Source organism: Sinomicrobium oceani, from assembly GCF_900119185.1.
In the GTDB taxonomy this organism is placed as follows: Bacteria; Bacteroidota; Bacteroidia; order Flavobacteriales; family Flavobacteriaceae; genus Sinomicrobium; species Sinomicrobium oceani.
Window position 1 is genome coordinate 27,769 of record NZ_FPJE01000020.1, and the last position, 17,034, is coordinate 44,802.

At 48.2% G+C, this 17,034-nt stretch carries 15 protein-coding genes; 10 read left to right on the forward strand and 5 right to left on the reverse strand.

What is annotated here, in order from left to right; translation table 11 throughout:
* Positions 1-65 precede the first annotated feature (65 nt).
* The 8 genes from BT112_RS16275 to BT112_RS16310 all read left to right on the forward strand — a co-directional run bounded on the left by BT112_RS16275 (position 66) and on the right by BT112_RS16310 (position 7,508).
* The gene (locus BT112_RS16275) at positions 66-1,529 is read left to right on the forward strand and encodes an aminoacyl-histidine dipeptidase (RefSeq protein WP_072318443.1); all 1,464 of its coding nucleotides are present in this window, start codon (positions 66-68) and stop codon (positions 1,527-1,529) included.
* A gap of 91 nt (positions 1,530-1,620) precedes the next feature.
* Positions 1,621-2,481, forward strand: a complete 861-nt coding sequence (locus tag BT112_RS16280; RefSeq protein WP_083564968.1) for a helix-turn-helix domain-containing protein — start codon at positions 1,621-1,623, stop codon at positions 2,479-2,481.
* Positions 2,482-2,579: 98 nt separating this feature from the next.
* The gene (locus tag BT112_RS16285; RefSeq protein ID WP_072318444.1) at positions 2,580-3,293 is read left to right on the forward strand and encodes a pirin family protein; all 714 of its coding nucleotides are present in this window, start codon (positions 2,580-2,582) and stop codon (positions 3,291-3,293) included.
* 68 nt (positions 3,294-3,361) lie between these two features.
* Positions 3,362-3,646 (forward strand): GNAT family N-acetyltransferase, encoded by a 285-nt coding sequence (locus tag BT112_RS16290; RefSeq protein ID WP_072318445.1) that lies wholly within the window; start codon positions 3,362-3,364, stop codon positions 3,644-3,646.
* An 18-nt stretch (positions 3,647-3,664) separates the two neighbouring features.
* Positions 3,665-4,537: a pirin family protein gene (locus BT112_RS16295; RefSeq protein ID WP_072318446.1), complete on the forward strand. Its 873-nt coding sequence runs from the start codon at positions 3,665-3,667 to the stop codon at positions 4,535-4,537.
* 85 nt (positions 4,538-4,622) lie between these two features.
* Positions 4,623-5,162, forward strand: a complete 540-nt coding sequence (locus tag BT112_RS16300) for a YceI family protein (RefSeq protein ID WP_072318480.1) — start codon at positions 4,623-4,625, stop codon at positions 5,160-5,162.
* 195 nt (positions 5,163-5,357) lie between these two features.
* Positions 5,358-5,933 carry a DJ-1/PfpI family protein gene (locus BT112_RS16305; protein ID WP_072318447.1) on the forward strand — a complete coding sequence of 192 codons (576 nt, stop codon included), beginning with the start codon at positions 5,358-5,360 and terminating at the stop codon, positions 5,931-5,933.
* A gap of 171 nt (positions 5,934-6,104) precedes the next feature.
* Positions 6,105-7,508, forward strand: coding sequence for an acetylxylan esterase (locus BT112_RS16310; RefSeq protein ID WP_139276274.1), 1,404 nt, complete (start codon positions 6,105-6,107; stop codon positions 7,506-7,508).
* Positions 7,509-7,518: 10 nt separating this feature from the next.
* Here the strand turns inward: BT112_RS16310 and arsC are convergent, their stop codons facing one another.
* Both arsC and prfB read right to left on the reverse strand, forming a co-directional pair.
* Complete coding sequence (gene arsC, locus BT112_RS16315; protein ID WP_072318448.1) at positions 7,519-7,860, reverse strand: arsenate reductase (glutaredoxin); 342 nt, start codon at positions 7,858-7,860, stop codon at positions 7,519-7,521.
* Positions 7,861-7,955: 95 nt separating this feature from the next.
* Positions 7,956-9,054, reverse strand: a protein-coding gene (prfB, locus tag BT112_RS16320; RefSeq protein ID WP_139276276.1) for a peptide chain release factor 2 whose coding sequence is annotated in 2 segments (ribosomal slippage) — positions 7,956-8,990 and positions 8,992-9,054 — 1,098 coding nt in all. Because the reading frame shifts where the segments join, the coding sequence is not laid out codon by codon here.
* A gap of 117 nt (positions 9,055-9,171) precedes the next feature.
* On the opposite strand from prfB, the gene BT112_RS16325 reads away from it, so the two are divergent.
* The gene (locus BT112_RS16325; protein WP_072318450.1) at positions 9,172-11,565 is read left to right on the forward strand and encodes a zinc-dependent metalloprotease; all 2,394 of its coding nucleotides are present in this window, start codon (positions 9,172-9,174) and stop codon (positions 11,563-11,565) included.
* On the opposite strand, the gene BT112_RS16330 is transcribed toward BT112_RS16325, so the two are convergent.
* From BT112_RS16330 to fahA, 3 genes are all read right to left on the reverse strand, one after another.
* Entirely contained in the window at positions 11,562-12,902 is a 1,341-nt protein-coding gene (locus BT112_RS16330; RefSeq protein WP_072318451.1) for a M28 family peptidase, read from the reverse strand. The genes BT112_RS16325 and BT112_RS16330 overlap by 4 nt on opposite strands.
* Before the next feature lie 299 nt (positions 12,903-13,201).
* On the reverse strand, positions 13,202-13,675 hold the full coding sequence (locus tag BT112_RS16335) for a GNAT family N-acetyltransferase (RefSeq protein WP_072318452.1): 474 nt from the start codon (positions 13,673-13,675) through the stop codon (positions 13,202-13,204).
* Positions 13,676-13,773: 98 nt separating this feature from the next.
* Positions 13,774-15,063: a fumarylacetoacetase gene (fahA, locus tag BT112_RS16340; protein ID WP_072318453.1), complete on the reverse strand. Its 1,290-nt coding sequence runs from the start codon at positions 15,061-15,063 to the stop codon at positions 13,774-13,776.
* 234 nt (positions 15,064-15,297) lie between these two features.
* Here fahA and glyA point away from each other — a divergent pair, with 234 nt between their 5' ends.
* The gene (glyA, locus tag BT112_RS16345) at positions 15,298-16,569 is read left to right on the forward strand and encodes a serine hydroxymethyltransferase (RefSeq protein WP_072318454.1); all 1,272 of its coding nucleotides are present in this window, start codon (positions 15,298-15,300) and stop codon (positions 16,567-16,569) included.
* Positions 16,570-17,034: the final 465 nt, after the last annotated feature.

Consider the following 17,034-nt stretch of genomic DNA (forward strand, 5'->3'; position numbering starts at 1 on the left):
CTTGTTAATAATCGGCTAAGGATTTAAAAGTTTCTGTAGTTTTGTAACAAACAAAAAGAGAAAATATGAGTTCAGAGATAAGATCCCTGGAGCCCGTTGCGGTCTGGAACCGTTTTGCGGACCTCAACGCAGTGCCCAGGGCTTCGAAAAAAGAAGAACAGGTCATTCGTTTTATGCTGGAGTTCGGGGAAAAGCTCGGACTGGAAACGATAAAGGATCATACCGGGAATGTCATTATCCGCAAACCGGCCACTCCGGGCATGGAAAACCGGAAAATGGTGATCCTGCAGTCACATCTCGATATGGTTCATCAGAAGAACGAAGAAACCGATTTTGATTTTGAGACCCAGGGTATCCGTATGTATTCGGACGGTGATTGGGTGAAGGCAGAGGGCACTACACTCGGTGCCGATAACGGGTTGGGAGTGGCAGCTATTATGGCCGTACTGGAAAGTACCGACATCGCCCATCCTGCTATCGAAGCCCTGTTTACCATAGACGAAGAAACCGGGATGACCGGTGCCCAGGGACTCGAACCGGGATTGCTCAAAGGAGAGATACTGCTCAACCTCGATACCGAGGAAGATGATGAGATCGGTATAGGGTGTGCAGGTGGTGTCGATGTCACGGCAGAACGCGACTATAAGGAAGAAGAAGTACCTGTGGAAACAGTCGCTTTCCGGATTACGGTAAAAGGCCTGCAGGGTGGTCACAGCGGTATGGATATCCATAAAGGACTGGGCAATGCCAATAAGATCATGAACCGTCTGCTTTTTGACGGCTTCGAAAATTACGGTTTGCGTGTGGCTTCGCTCGAAGGGGGCGGTTTGCGAAATGCCATCCCCCGCGAAAGCTCGGCAGTGGTTGTGGTCGATAAAATTCACAAGGATGCTTTTGTCTTTGAATTCGGAGAGCAGGAACGCGATATCAAACACGAATTACAGACTATGGAACCTTCCCTTGAGATCATGGCAAAACCGGTAGACCTGCCGGAAAAGGTTATGGAACTCGGCGTGCAGGAGGGGATAACCAAGGCCATATATGCCGCGCATAACGGGGTGTACCGTATGAGTGCCGATATGATAGGACTTACGGAAACTTCCAATAATATAGCCCGGGTAGCTATTAAAGACGGTAAAATAAAAATTTCCTGCCTTACCCGTTCGTCCGTAGACAGCTCCAAGACAGACCTGGCCAATGCCCTGCGTGCTGCTTTTGAACTGGCGGGATGTGAGGTGACGTGCTCGGGGAGTTACCCGGGATGGCAGCCGGACCTCGATTCGCCGGTACTCAAAGTGTTGCGGGCCAAATATGAAAAACTCTTCGGGGAAAAGCCCGAAGTAGCAGCGTGTCATGCCGGACTGGAATGCGGGATCATCGGTCAGAACTATCCCAAAATGGATATGATCAGCTTCGGGCCTACCATTCGTGGAGCACATTCACCCGATGAAAGGGCCAGTATCGTTTCGGTACAGAAGTTCTGGAAGTTTCTCAAAGAAATACTGAAAGACATTCCCGTTAAAGAATAATCACCGAAAAAGGGGAAAGCATGGTGTGTGGTCACGATGATTTCCCCTTTCTTCCCCAAAAAATATTCCGGATCTTATAAAAACCCGTGCAGTGAACCTCATCAAGACGTATACGGATGTCAACCCATCGGATAGCCGGATGAATTTCCGTATCCGTACCATGGAAGCTATCTATGATGAAAACAGGGGGCAGCCCGACGAACCCCACCGGCACGATTATTATATTATCATGCTGGTCCGGAAAGGAAAAGGCACGCATGATATAGATTTTACCACCTACCCGCTGACGGACAAACAGGTTTATTTTATCAGTCCCGGACAGGTACACCGGATGGAGGAACAGAAAAGGTCATCCGGGTATGTCATTACCTTTTCCACAAGGTTTATGACCGAGAACCAGATCGATCCCTGTTTTATTGACGATATCAATCTTTTTAAGGACTACGGAGAAGCGCCGCCCTTACCGTTGTCCGACCTACAACTGGAACAACTTTCGGGGTATTGCAGGCAAATGGAGGAATGGAGCGAAAAACAGATGAAGTTCCGCGCTCAGGGAATCGGTTCCCTGTTACGGCTTTTTCTCATTTCCTGTAATAATCTCTGTACGCTCCATGGCGGAAATCCCCAGGAACTTCAGGGAGGCGGCACCTTACTGAGAGCTTATAAACAATTGGTGGAAACACACTACACCAGGTGGCACCTGGTATCTCAGTATGCCGAATCCCTTCATGTAACCCCCGATCATCTCAACCGTACCGTAAAAGCCCTGATCGGAAAAACAGCGAAAGAATACCTGCAGTCCCGTATTACCACGGCAGCAAGGCGGATGCTCTATTTTTCCGGACAGCCCCAGAAAGAGATCGCGTATGCCCTCGGGTTTTCCGAGCCCGCACATTTCAGCAGTTTTTTCAAGAAATGTACGGGAATATCGCCTTCAGACTTTCGGAAATAACCTCCATATCGTATTTTTATAAGTCTTCCCCGTATTCTTGTATTTCCCCGTACCGGTATGGTTCGGAACTTTGTATAGAACAAAAAAGGAGTATTATTATGAAAACTATAATGCACAGCGCAAATACGAGAGGACATGCAGATCACGGATGGTTGAATGCACATCACAGTTTCAGTTTCGCCGGGTACTACAATCCGGACAGGATGAATTTCGGAGTACTTCGCGTACTGAACGATGATATCGTGAGCGGAGGTATGGGATTCGGGATGCACCCGCATGATAATATGGAAATTATCACAATCCCCCTGCGTGGTGACCTGGAACACAAGGACAGTATGGGTAACGTGGGACGTATCAAGAACGGGGAAATACAGGTGATGAGTGCCGGAACAGGAGTTTTTCACAGCGAATATAACCCGAACAAGGACCAGGATACCAACTTGTTGCAGATATGGTTGTTCCCGAATAAGCGGAATGTAGAACCGAGGTATGATGAAATATCCATAGCCGATTACCACAAGAAAAACGAATTGTATCAGGTCGTATCCCCCGATCCGGACGACCAGGGAGCATGGATTCATCAGGATGCCTGGTTTTTCCTGGGAGACTTTGACAAGGGAGCCAGGACCGATTATACCTTACGCAAAGAAGGCAACGGTGTATATCTTTTTGTATTGGAGGGAAGCGTTCTTGTCAACGGTCAATCGCTGGAGAAGAGAGATGCTGTCGGGGTATCGGAAACCGATACCATCGCCGTAGAAGCTGCGGAAGATACCCGGTTTCTCCTGATGGATGTGCCGATGAGCACATAATTGGCTTTTCGGCGGGAAAAGCGTGCGAAGTTTATTATATTTATACAAATCATCTTACTTATCGAATCATGGGAGAAATAAAGCATTTGCACAATGATACCAAAGGCGCCTTCGTTTATAAGGTAGATAAAAAGCGTCTTGGGGAAATGACGTACGTCATGGCCGGAGATCATAAAATGATCATAGAGCACACAGGGGTCGATGCGTCCCTGAAAGGACAAGGTGTCGGTAAAAAATTACTGGAAACACTGGTGAATTACACCAGGGAAAAAGACATCAAAGTGGTGCCTTTATGTCCTTTTGCCAATGCGATGTTCAAAAAAGTAACCGAATGGCAGGATGTCCTTGCCTGAATCTGAAAAACGCAGACCATGTCCAATACCGATCTGATTATAGAAGAGAGAAGCCGGGATATCGGAGATTTCCTGGTAGGGCGGCTTATTCCGTTCCGTAAAAAACGTATGGTAGGCCCCTTTATATTTATAGACCACATGGGGCCCGAAAAGCTGGGGCCCGAAAAATATATGGATGTAGACCAGCATCCCCACATCGGACTGGCTACACTGACCTATCTGCTGGAAGGGGAGATTATGCATGAGGATAGTATAGGAACAACACAGCGCATTCGTCCGGGTTCGGTGAACCTCATGGTGGCCGGAAAAGGAGTAACGCATACCGAACGGACTCCCGACGATCTCCGCGGAGGGCACGAATATACCATGCACGGGTACCAGATCTGGATCGCCCTTCCCAAAAACCTGGAAAACATGGAGCCTGAATTCTACCATATATCCAAAGACGAACTTCCGTCCTGGGAAGAGGACGGGGCCGCATTTACCCTGGTAGCCGGTGAAGGTTTCGGAAGACAATCTCCGGTGCCCTCGTATTCCGATCTTTTTATGGTTTCGGTACGGGCGGAAGAAGATTTTTCGCTCGACGTGGCAGGTAACCTCAAAGGTGAGATCGGTATCTGTATCGTGGAAGGGGGCGTGGACGCCTGTGGTCAGCAGGTGGAAGCCGGTAATATGTTGGTGTCCAAACTGGAGGGGCAATGTGCCTTAAAAGTCAGGAAAGGATCACATCTGTTGCTTTTCGGAGGAGAACCGTTTGAGGAAGAACGGCATATTTACTGGAATTTTGTATCCTCCCAAAAAGAGACGATAGAAAAAGCAAAAGAAAACTGGAGGGAAAAACGATTTCCCAAAGTGGAAGGCGATGAAACCTATGTTCCGCTTCCGAAATAAATATTTACGGAAAACCACAGGCTTGCCCGGAACCGGGCAACCGGACCGAAGAAAAAGTAAATAGTTGAATCATAAAAATAAAATCATGGAAACAACAAAAAAAGTAACGTGGAGTATCGACCCCGCACATTCCGAAGTACAATTTAAAGTAAAACACCTGGTGATATCAACCGTAACCGGGCAGTTTACCTCTTTTTCCGGCGGATTGGAGACCGGGGGAGAAGGGTTTGAAAATGCCAAAGCCTTTTTTGAAGCTGATGTGGACAGTATATCCACCAACAACAAGGACCGTGACGAACATCTGAAATCCGAAGAGTTTTTTGATGCGGCAAACCATCCCAAAGTTACCTTTGTCTCCACGGCCTTTAAAAAGACGGGAGAGGATACTTACGAGATTACGGGAGATATGACCATGAGAGGAAAGACCAGGGCTGTCGTACTCAAAGCGGAGCACGGCGGAATCATGGTAGACCCTTACGGAAATACCAAGGCCGGCTTTGAAGTCACCGGGAAACTAAACCGTAAAGACTTCGGACTGGAATGGAACGGTGTTACCGAAACCGGGGGGATCGTAGTAGGCGATGAAGTGAAACTGCTCCTGAACCTGCAATACGCCAAAAATTAAATAAAGGTTAAAATATGACGGGGGTGTTTTTCACCCCCTTTTTTTTGGTACCTTTAACACGCTCCTGATACACGGGATTTTTTTGCATAGTATTCTTTTACCGATGCTTTCCCGTTGTATGTCTTATCACTTTATTCTTTTTTCCTGAAGTTTTCAGGATGATGTATAGTACAAACTTAAATTACACAAGCCCAAATGAAAAAAATACTTTTGATTACCGGTGATTTTGCGGAAGATTATGAAACCATGGTGCCCTACCAGATGTTGCTTATGGTGGGTTATGAGGTTCATGCGGTTTGTCCTGACAAGAAAAAGGGAGATTCGGTAAAAACGGCGATCCACGATTTCGAAGGAGATCAGACCTATACCGAAAAACCGGGCCATAACTTTCAGTTGAGCTACACTTTCGATGAGGTAAAACCGGAAAACTATGCCGGGCTCGTCGTTGTTGGAGGACGTGCTCCGGAATACCTCCGGCTGAACAAGCAGGTGATCGGTATCGTAAAATACTTTTTTGAAAAAGACCTCCCCGTAGCAGCTATGTGCCACGGGATACAGATACTCACCACAGCAGGTGTCGTATCGGGAAGAACACTGACAGCTTACCCGGCCGTCGGGCCGGAAGTTACCATAGCAGGCGGTACGTACAAGGAGGTGCCCCCGACGGAATCTGTAGTAGACGGAAATCTCGTAACATCACCGGCATGGCCGGGACATCCTTCCTTTATAAGGGAGTTCCTGAAATTGCTCGGTGCGAAGATCGCTTTGTAAACGTTATTTTTATTTAATTCTGTTACGGTCCGGATAAACGGCTTTCCTGTCGCTATTTATCCGGACTTTTTTTGAGAAATAACCCTGTTCGGGCTATACGACCTTATTCCGATTAATTTTTTTTATCTTCTTTTTTGAAGTATCTTGTCTTATCAATAGCAGCCATAGTATATGCGTAGTCTACTCGTACCTTATAGCCTTATAGTGTGTTTCCTGTTGGGGGGGACCAAAATCAATGCACAGCACGCCGACCTACCCCGCGGGGTTATTACGGATTCCGTACCCATAGCGGAAAGCGAAGGGTATAATTATGCGCTCTACCTCCCCGAAAACTATACGACAGCACGGAAGTGGCCGGTTGTTTTTGTTTTCGATATAGAAGGCAAAGGAGAGAAGGCTCTTGAGGTTTTCCGGCAAGCACCCGGTAGCAGGAATTTTATACTGATAGGTGCCAATAATGTAGAAAATACGACCTATGAATCCAATTTTTACACGGCCAAGCGTCTTTTCGATGCGGTGCTGGATAAATTTTCCATAGACCGGGCGAGAATTTATCTGGCCGGTTTTGGCGGAGGAGGCCGGCTGGCAACGGCCATAGCATCTATATCCAGGGATGTGGATGGTGTTATTGCGTGTGGAGCGGCCCTGCCCGGTAACCGCAATTACCAACCGGAGAAAAATGATTTCATTTTTATCGGAATGGTCGGTGATGAAGACGGAAATTACAGGGAAATGACCGGCACAGTAAACAGCCTGAAAAGCAAAAAATTCGAATCGGGCCTTCTTGTTTATGAAGGCGATTCGTTCTATCCGCCAGGCGAAAGTATAGATAAAGCCCTGAGAATGCTTATTCTAAAATCTATAGCCCGCGGCGCTGTTCCGGAAGGAACACAAATTGTGGATTCGTTGCTGAAGGTGGATATGGACTTTAATCGAATGACAGAGCGGAGAGGGCGGTCGTTATATGCTTTTGAAGATGTGGAACAGCTAAAAGAGGATTACGGGAACTATGTGGATAAAAATGTCTTCAGGGAACGAAAAAAGGAGATCCGGAAGACCGGGCAGTTCCGCAAGCAGCGCAACGACAATTATGGTGTGGAAGAAGAAGAAAGCTATATGCTGTCCGATTATCTTTCTTTCCTGTCTGCCGATCTGTCCAAAGGCGATATAGCACAGCTGCCGGCGTGGGAGGAGGAGATTAAAAAACTCGAAAAGATGGAGAAAGGAGATAATCTGGCAAGACAAAAAATGGCGAGCAGAACAAAAAATCTTCTGGAGTCGGGTATACGGGAAGTAATCCCCGCCCTGGACACGACCAATACCGACCAGATGCTTTTTGCCAATGCTTTTATGGTGCTGCTCAACCCGGATCATGAGGATGCCTATCTCGAAGTGCTCCGGTACAGTGTGAAAAAAGGCGAATACGGCATGGCACTGTTCTATCTCGAACAATTGTTGAAACAGGGCTTCAGGGATGTCGCCAGGCTGAATGCCATGGATGATATTGCCTTATTGCGCATATTGCCGGAATACAGCGATATTCTCGAAGAAAACGGACTGAAAACGCTGTATTGATCGGATCTGACTAAAGGATGGTTTTAATGTTTTCCGGCGGACGGCCTATCACGGCCTTTTTACCTGAAATAACGATCGGACGTTCTATCAGTTTCGGATGGGCGATCATGGCTTTTACGAGCTCACCATCCGAAAGCTCCTTATCTTTGTACTGCTCTTTCCAGATGCTTTCGTTCTTACGGACCAGGTCTATGGGGGAGATTCCCAGTAGTGCAATGATGTCTTTCAGTTCTTTTTCCGAAGGAACGTCTTCGAGATATTTTACGATCTCAAAGTCTTTTCCGGATTCTTCCAATATGGCCAATCCCTGTCGGGACTTGCTGCAACGTGGGTTGTGAAATATCTTGATCATTTTTTCTGGTTTTGAGATTAACAAACTGTTTACCGTGTTCCTCGATGCCGGAAGAGGGCGAACCGGTGGCCCGCCCTTTCGTTATCCGGTCAGGATTATTCTTCCTCCTTCTGGCCCATCATCATGAGATAAGCTTTGAGGAAAGGATCGATCTCCCCGTTCATCACACCATCTACATCGGTACTCTCTTTGGCAGTTCTTACGTCCTTCACCAGCTTGTAGGGATGCATGACGTAGTTCCGTATCTGTGAGCCCCATTCGATCTTCATTTTTCCGGCTTCGATCTCGGCCCTTTTCTCCTGTCTTTTCTTCAGTTCTATTTCATAGAGCTGTGATTTGAGGAGTTGCATGGCCTTGGTCTTATTATCCAGCTGCGACCGGGTTTCGGAGTTTTCGATGACGATACCGGTAGGGTGGTGGCGCAAACGTACGGCCGTTTCCACCTTGTTGACATTCTGCCCGCCCGCACCGCTGGAGCGCATGGTCTCGAAGGTAATGTCCGCCGGGTTGATATCGATCTCTATACTGTCGTCGGCCAGGGGGTACACATAGACCGAGGCAAAGGAGGTATGCCGTTTGGCATTACTGTCAAAAGGCGATATCCGTACAAGCCGATGCACGCCGTTTTCACCTTTCAGCCATCCGAAAGCGTATTCGCCTTCGATCTCCAGGGTAACGGTCTTGATCCCCGCAACATCACCCGCCTGGTAGTTGAGCTCCCTGATCTTGTATTTCTGGGATTCTGCCCACATCAGGTACATCCGCATCAGCATGGAAGCCCAGTCGCAACTTTCTGTTCCGCCTGCACCGGCCGTGATCTGTAATACGGCACTCATGGAATCGCCTTCTTCCGAAAGCATGTTTTTAAATTCCAGGTGCTCCAGAAGGTCGATCGTACTTTTGTACTGCGCTTCGACTTCTTCGGCTTCCGATTCTCCTTCCCTGTAAAATTCGTACAGGACTTCCAGATCGGCAGCGAGCGCTTTTGCTTCTTCATAGCCTTCAACCCACTTTTTCTTGCTGCGGAGCGACTGCATCAGGGCTTCGGCTTCCTTGGGATTGTTCCAGAAATCGGGGGCAAAGGTTTTTTCTTCTTCGTTTTGTATTTCAATGCGTTTGGCATCGATGTCAAAGATACCTCCTTAACGCGCCAAGGCGTTCCATAAGGCTTTTCACCTGTTCTGTTGTAACCATAAATTATGAGTCTGTTCCTGCCCTGAACGGACAGGGCGGTTTTCAGGCAAAAATACTATTTACGCGGAGCAGTAAAAATTATTTATCATAAATTTATAGTCTAAACCAACGACCTGCATGAAAAAGACCATACTCTTCGCCCTGCTGCTCTCGGCAGGTGTGATGTACGCACAATTTCCCGACAAAAAGAAAGACCTGAAAAAATTTACCGGCTATTTCGATTTCTATTATGACGATGAGGAAGGAAAGATATACCTGGAAGTTGATAAGACAGATACCGAATTTCTCTATGTCTATTCCCTCAGTCAGGGGGTGGGCAGTAACGATATCGGCCTGGACCGCGGGCAGCTCGGGAACGAACAGGTCGTCTACTTCAGGAAGGAAGGGAACAAACTGCTGCTCGTTCAACCCAATATGAAATACCGGGCAGTGACAGAAAACAATACCGAAAAACGTTCGGTAGAAGAGGCCTTTGCCAAATCGGTATTGTTCGGTTTTGATATCAAAGCCAGGCAAAAAGACAGTTATATCATCGATTTTACCGATTTTTTGCTGCGCGATGCTCACGGCGTGGCCGCCAGGCTGAAACAGAAAAAGCAGGGTACGTATAAGCTGGACAAGGGCAGAAGTGCCCTGGCTATGGAGCGAACCAAATCGTTTCCCGAAAACTCCGAGTTCGAAGCTTTACTGACCTTCGAAGGAGAGCCCCGGGGTAAGGAAATACGCGCTGTGGTTCCGGATGCCAGGCTCGTTTCGGTCGTGCAGCATCATTCTTTCGTGGCTTTACCGGATGACGGGTACACCCCGAGAATGTTTATTCCGGGTAGTGGCCTGAATTTTATTTCGTTTTACGATTACGCTTCCCCTGTTTTTGAGCCTATGCTCAAGATGTATATCGCCCGGCACCGCCTTCGGAAAAAGGACCCGGAGTCACCTGTTAGTGAAGCCGTAAAGCCGATAGTGTATTATCTCGATCCCGGAACCCCGGAACCCGTGCGCGCTGCGCTTCTCGAAGGCGGGCGGTGGTGGAACCAGGCTTTTGAAAGTGCCGGATATAAAAATGCCTTCCGGATGGAAATACTTCCCGAAGATGCCGATCCGATGGACGTGAGGTATAATGTAGTACAGTGGGTACACCGTTCCACGCGGGGATGGAGTTACGGAGCCAGTGTACGTGATCCGCGTACCGGGGAGATCATCAAAGGGCATGTGAGCCTGGGGAGCCTGCGTATCCGCCAGGATTTCCTCATCGCCCAGGCCCTGATGAACAAACCTTTCGAAACACGGGACGATAATCATGAAGCCATGCTCGGTATGGCCCTGGCCCGGATACGCCAGTTGTCGGCGCATGAAATAGGACATACCCTGGGATTTGCCCATAATTTTTCGGCCAGTATCAGTGACAGGGCTTCCGTGATGGATTATCCGCATCCGCTGATTACCCTTAAAAACGGACAACCCGACCTTTCCGGGGCCTATGCCGCCGGAATAGGGGCCTGGGACAAGGTTACCGTTGCTTATGCATATTCCGATTTTAAGCTGGGAACGGACGAAAAAGCAGCACTTCGTGAGATCCTCAAAAAGGCCCGCCAACAGGGATTGCGGTATATTTCCGATGCCGATGCACGTGCACCGGGCGGGGCCCATGCCTATGCCCATTTGTGGGACAGCGGGAAAGACCCGGCCACGGAACTGGACCGTATGTTAGAGGTAAGAGCTGTTGCTATCCGGAACTTTTCGGCCGATAATATACGGGAAGGTGAAGCTTATTCTGTACTGGAAGACGTATTTGCACCCCTGTACTTCTTACATCGTTACCAGGCCGAAGCAGCTACCAAGGTGATCGGGGGGCTCGATTATAACTATGCCGTAAAGGGTGACGGACAAATGGTCACCAAAACGGTTGATAAGGCGATGCAGGAAAAAGCACTGGCTGCCGTATTGAAGACGCTTTCTGCCGAAACCCTTGCCATCCCGAAGGACAAACTGGAGTTGTTTCCACCCCGGGCAAAAGGATATCCGCGTACCCGGGAATCTTTTTCCGGAAAAACAGGGGTCGCTTTTGATGCCCTCGGTGCCGCAGAAACTGCTGCCGATTTTACGCTGTCCTTGCTGTTGCACCCGGAACGGGCCTCGCGACTGGTACAACAAAAGGCGCTTCACGCGGAGTTGCCCGGGCTGGAGGAAGTGCTGGATGCATTGTGGAAAGCCACTTTCAGAAAAAAGTTTAAGGACCCTTACCTGGACGAAGTCCGGCAGATGATCAATTTTCGGGTACTTTATTACCTGATGTATCTGGCGAATACCGCAAATGCCTATCCGCAGGTCAATGCCATCGCTATGGATAGACTTACGGCTATACGCGAATGGTTTTCGGGGCGAACCGGGATGTATGAAGCCGAATTAGCAGAGCGAATAGACCGTTTTATGGAAAGGCCTGAGACCTTTGAGGAACTTCCGGTATCCGAAATACCCGACGGTTCCCCGATAGGAACGGACTGTACGGATTAATTGCGGAAAGTTTCCGACGGGAATACCACCACACTTTCATGGCCGTCTTTACCGACGGCAGCTACGCCGAAATAGAAATTATCCACAACAACCCCTTCGAGGGTAAAATGGTCGGTATCGCCTACAAAACGACTGAATTCCCATTGTGGCGAGGTGGTGTAACGCCAGTATATGATGTAACCTTTTACGTCGGGGTCATCGACTTTGTCCCATTGGAGTTTTACGGCTGCTTCCACGCCTCCTCCTATGGCTACCCTGGCAGGCGCGGGGGGTGCCCATGCAAGAGCAGCCAGGTTGATCGCATTGACTGCGGTGAGTTTGCGGGCATAGCCGAAGTTTACGCCTGCTACGACATCGCCGTAAGCGATACCGTTTTCGGTACGGATATCCTGGTGTTGTCTGTTGTAGTTTTCATGGGCTTCCATAATACGAACCCCGGCATACCCCAGGTCGTTGAAGGGACGATGGTGCCCTCCGCGGCCGAAACGGTCCAGGCGGTAGACCATCATGGGGTTCATTTCGGGCATATATGTTTTTACGGTTTTATGAATATAGCGGGCGAGTTGCCTGGAGATACCATCCACTTCGCCACCGTAAAAGCGCCGCCTTTTTCGTTGTTCTTCGGTTTCCGTGGGCGGAACCGGCTCGGAAAAGATACGGAATGTACGGTTGTCGATGATACCGTCCACCCCTTCGATATTACCAATCATGTCGTTGTTGAAAATCCCGACAATATCCCATTGATGTTCTCTGGCGTATTCCGCAAGTCCCTGACCTCCGAAAAGTCCCTGCTCTTCTCCGGAGAGGCCCACATACACAATGCTGCTCTCAAACCGGTATCCGGACAGTACTCTTGCCGCTTCTATGGTTCCGGCCATACCGCTGGCATTGTCGTTGGCCCCGGGAGCATCGGTAGTAAAGTCGGTAGCATCGGAAGCCCTGGAATCGATGTCCCCGCTCATGATGATATACCGGTTCGGGTACCTGCTGCCTTTCTGAACGGCTACTACATTGACCACCCATGCTTTATGCGGAATGCGGCTGCCATCCCCGGGTGTGACGAGGTCTTTCTGGTAAAATACGTCCAGGCAACCGTTACATCCTTCGGATATCTTGTCGAATTCGTTTTTAATCCATCGTCTTGCCGCACCTATACCCCGGGTTTCGGAAACGGTATCGCTAAAGGTGTTGCGCGTACCGAAACCTGCGAGTGTCCGGATATCCTTTTCTATTCTTTCGGCAGATATACGGTTTGTAATATCATAGATCCGGGTATCGGTTTGTCCGGAGACCAGAACAAAAGAAAATATAAGGATCAGGGATAATTGAATTTTCATAGGGTTGTATTTGGTTTTTGTGAAAATCGGTTTGTTTATACTGAGAATACCTGAAAAGGCATCTTTTCAGGCCTTCTAAGATACTAAATATAACCCGTTGTGCATTGTTTACGTCATGTTAATAGCGTCTCGAAACATTTCCTGCTGTCCGTAAAAATCCTTCGACAGGGCTCAGGATGACGTCTTTCTAACTATAATGCACAACGGGTTAAATATAGAAAAAACTTTGGTGCGAAACCGCAGCCCCTGTATATGGAGCGAATTTCTATCGGTATCTTAGACCGTGTTCCGGGAACGGACTAAAGGGGTTTTTTCATCCGGAAGTTGCGGAGTTCGATGCCATGCAACTCAACGGTTTGTGCGCTGACCACCCGGAATCCCTGTTGTTCAAAGAAAGGCCGGGCCGTTTTGCTCACATTGGCAGTGATTTCGGACGCCTGGTTTTTACGGGCTTCATTTTCGGTGAACCCGTAAAGCACCCGGGCAATACCCATACGCTGAAAGTCGCGATGCACAAACAGAAGATCGATATGATTGTTATTTTGCAGGGTACAAAAACCGACAATTTTTTTCCGGTACACGGCAATACTTATGTATGATGTAGCCGGGATCTCTTTCCAGCGTTTTTTATTCCGGATACCCGAAGCCCAGGCTTTGCATTGCGCTTCGGTATAATCTCTGCGACCTACGGAAAGTATGGTGTCGGAGAACAATTGCTGCATTTCGGGAATATCGTCCGGCGTCCCCGGTCTAAATACGATGTCGGGAATCATAAGCAGTGCGATAAAAAACGGGCATGCCTGTACGTTGTCTTATGAGGTATGCCCGATGATACGGTGACTAAAGTCCGGGGTTGAGGTCCGGAACTTCCTTATTTTTTCTTCTGAACCGGTGCCGGGAGTAGCCTGGTAGAGACTTCCCCGAACCCTATCCGCACGTTTTCGTTGCTGCAGTATCCTTTCATGGTAACGGTGTCTCCGTCTTCGATAAAACTCCTTTCCGAACCGTCTTTCATCCGCAGGGGTTTTTTGCCTCCCCAGCTGAGTTCCAGCATAGAACCATAGCTGTCCGGTGTAGCGCCGGAAATGGTGCCACTTCCCATCATGTCCCCGGAGATCACGTTACAACCGTTTACCGTATGGTGGGCGAGTTGTTGTGCCATGGTCCAGTACATATATTTGAAGTTACTCCTGGAAACAATAACGGATTCGCCGTTTTCCGGAGTGAGGCTTACTTCCAGGTGAATGTCGAAACTCTTTTTGCCCTCGTACTGCAGGTATGGCAGCGGGTCGGGTTCTTGTTTCGGGCCTTGTACACGGAAGGGTTCGAGAGCATCCATGGTAACGATCCATGGCGAAATGGAAGAGGCGAAATTCTTGGCCAGGAAAGGTCCGAGCGGTACGTATTCCCATTTCTGGATATCGCGTGCACTCCAGTCGTTAAAAAGCACCATCCCGAAAATATAGTCTTCCGCTTCATCAACGGGTATAGGCTCCCCCAACTGATTGGCATCCGTAGTGATGAAAGCCATTTCCAGTTCGAAATCCACCCGTTGCGAGGGGCCGAAAACCGGCGTGTCTTCACCCGGTGGCAGGGTTTGTCCCAAAGGACGTCGTACGGGGATACCGGAAGGGACGATAGACGAACTTCTTCCGTGATACCCTACCGGGATATGCAGCCAGTTGGGCAAAAGGGCATGGTCCGGATCGCGGAACATCTTTCCTACATTGGTCGCATGTTCCTTACTGCTGTAAAAATCCGTATAATCCCCGATCTGTACCGGGAGCTGCATTTCGATCTCATCCATGGTGAAGAGCACTATGCGTTTGTGTTCTTCGTTACCCTGTAATTTGGGGTTGTTTATATCGAATAACTCGGCGATACGGTTACGCACCAGTCGCCAGGTTTTTTTTCCGTCAGATATAAAGTCGTTCAGGCTGTCCTGTAAAAAAATGTCGTCTGTAAGCGGAATGCCCTCAAAATAACCGAGCTGATGCAGGGCCCCGAGGTCTATAGCCGTATTTCCTATCCGGGTTCCGATCGTAATAACATCGTCCCGGGTGAGAAAAACACCGAAAGGGATGTTCTGTATAGGGAAGTCAGAATCCTTGTCCACCTGAATCCAGGATTTTCTCTGCGGGTCGTTCGCGGTGATAGGCATAATAAAATTGTTAATTTATGTTTGATAAAATTGTACTCAAAGATATTATTTTCGACCAATTTACCGAATGTATTTGTTATTTTTGGCATTTCTTTGAGAAAGTTGTTTCGAACGTGGCGGATTAACCGTAAAATCCTGTTTTCACGGACGGAAAGCCAGGTGCTACCGGCCTGCACAGCGTAGCGGGAAACAACGCCACCGGACACAGATTATTGAACTTTGAACTTAAAAATAATGCAACGAGACGAACAGATTTTTGAACTGATTGAAGCCGAAAAGGAGCGCCAGTTACACGGGCTGGAACTGATAGCATCGGAAAACTTTGTAAGCGAGCAGGTTATGGAAGCAGCCGGTTCGGTACTGACCAATAAGTACGCAGAAGGGTATCCCGGAAAGCGGTATTATGGCGGATGCGAAGTTGTAGATGAGGTAGAAAATGTAGCTATCGAAAGAGCCAAGGCCCTGTTTGGTGCGGAGTGGGTAAATGTACAGCCGCACAGCGGGTCCCAGGCCAACACTGCAGTATATCACGCCTGTTTGAATCCGGGTGATAAAATCCTCGGTTTCGACCTGTCTCACGGCGGACACCTTACACACGGATCTCCCGTAAACTTTTCCGGAAAGCTGTACAACCCTGTATTCTACGGGGTGGATGAAGAAACCGGAATGCTCAATTACGATAAGATCCAGGACATAGCGAAGAAGGAGCAGCCTAAACTTATCATTGCCGGGGCTTCCGCATATTCCAGGGACATCGACTTTAAGCGTTTTCGCCAGATTGCAGACAGCGTTGGCGCTGTACTGTTTGCCGATATCTCGCATCCTGCGGGGCTTATTGCCAAAGGGATACTCAGCGATCCTATTCCGCATTGTCATATCGTAACGACCACAACCCATAAAACGCTTCGCGGTCCGAGAGGAGGTATGATCATGATGGGGAAAGATTTCGAGAACCCGTTTGGGATTACCCTCAAAAACGGAAAACCGAGAATGATGTCTTCATTGCTGGACAGTGCCGTATTCCCGGGGAACCAGGGTGGTCCGCTGGAACATATTATTGCCGCCAAAGCCGTAGCTTACGGAGAAGCGCTCACCGATGAGTTTCTGCACTATGCACTGCAGGTCAGGAAAAATGCACAGACCATGGCCAAACTTTTTGTAGAAAAAGGATATAAGGTCATCAGCGGAGGTACGGATAACCACATGATGCTGATCGATCTGCGAAACAAGGATATTTCCGGTAAAGAAGCCGAAGAGGCACTGGTAAAAGCCGATATCACGGTAAACAAGAATATGGTTCCGTTTGACGATAAATCTCCTTTCGTAACTTCCGGTATCCGCATCGGAGCTTCTGCCATTACCACAAGAGGACTGAAAGAAGAGGAGGTAAAAACGGTTGTGGAGCTGATCGATGAAGTGATCACTAACCATACGGACGATGCCGTTCTCGAAAGCGTAAAAGAAAAAGTAAACGACCTGATGAAGACCCGGCCATTGTTTCAATGATAACCGGTTGTATGATGTTATAAAAAAAGAAGCCTCTGACGGGGGCTTCTTTTTTTATGTGATATGAGCGTTGTGTACGCGTATATGGTGTTGATACTTAGTTTTTTACTTTTCTTTGAACTTTAAATTATCGTGAATTTCCGGTTTTCCGGAAATATTTTCTTGTTTTTTATGGTGATTATATCTAATATTACAGTCCCGAATTTAACATGATTTTTAACTTCTTTTATGGTGTTGTACTCAGATCTGTTATTAACCTGATAAAAAGTGCCGGTGAAATAAAAATTACTTTTTTAACCTCCTCCTGATTACATAAAACCTGTATGTTTTACAGGTACCTGAAAATTCCCCCACCAAATATTTTTAAGCCTTTACCGTATAAGGGGTAAGGAGATACGTCTATGCCTGTCTCCGGGCACAGGTCTTTTCTCTCCCCCCGGTTTAAGGAACAGTATTATCGTATAC

Coding starts and splice junctions, on each gene's coding strand:
- BT112_RS16300 (WP_072318480.1), top strand. CDS start 4,623: ATGGAAACAACAAAAAAAGTAACGTGGAGTATCGACCCCGCACATTCC.
- BT112_RS16285 (WP_072318444.1), top strand. CDS start 2,580: ATGAAAACTATAATGCACAGCGCAAATACGAGAGGACATGCAGATCAC.
- BT112_RS16325 (WP_072318450.1), top strand. CDS start 9,172: ATGAAAAAGACCATACTCTTCGCCCTGCTGCTCTCGGCAGGTGTGATG.
- BT112_RS16275 (WP_072318443.1), top strand. CDS start 66: ATGAGTTCAGAGATAAGATCCCTGGAGCCCGTTGCGGTCTGGAACCGT.
- BT112_RS16335 (WP_072318452.1), bottom strand. CDS start 13,675: ATGATTCCCGACATCGTATTTAGACCGGGGACGCCGGACGATATTCCC.
- glyA (WP_072318454.1), top strand. CDS start 15,298: ATGCAACGAGACGAACAGATTTTTGAACTGATTGAAGCCGAAAAGGAG.
- fahA (WP_072318453.1), bottom strand. CDS start 15,063: ATGCCTATCACCGCGAACGACCCGCAGAGAAAATCCTGGATTCAGGTG.
- BT112_RS16290 (WP_072318445.1), top strand. CDS start 3,362: ATGGGAGAAATAAAGCATTTGCACAATGATACCAAAGGCGCCTTCGTT.
- BT112_RS16295 (WP_072318446.1), top strand. CDS start 3,665: ATGTCCAATACCGATCTGATTATAGAAGAGAGAAGCCGGGATATCGGA.
- BT112_RS16330 (WP_072318451.1), bottom strand. CDS start 12,902: ATGAAAATTCAATTATCCCTGATCCTTATATTTTCTTTTGTTCTGGTC.
- BT112_RS16310 (WP_139276274.1), top strand. CDS start 6,105: ATGCGTAGTCTACTCGTACCTTATAGCCTTATAGTGTGTTTCCTGTTG.
- BT112_RS16305 (WP_072318447.1), top strand. CDS start 5,358: ATGAAAAAAATACTTTTGATTACCGGTGATTTTGCGGAAGATTATGAA.
- arsC (WP_072318448.1), bottom strand. CDS start 7,860: ATGATCAAGATATTTCACAACCCACGTTGCAGCAAGTCCCGACAGGGA.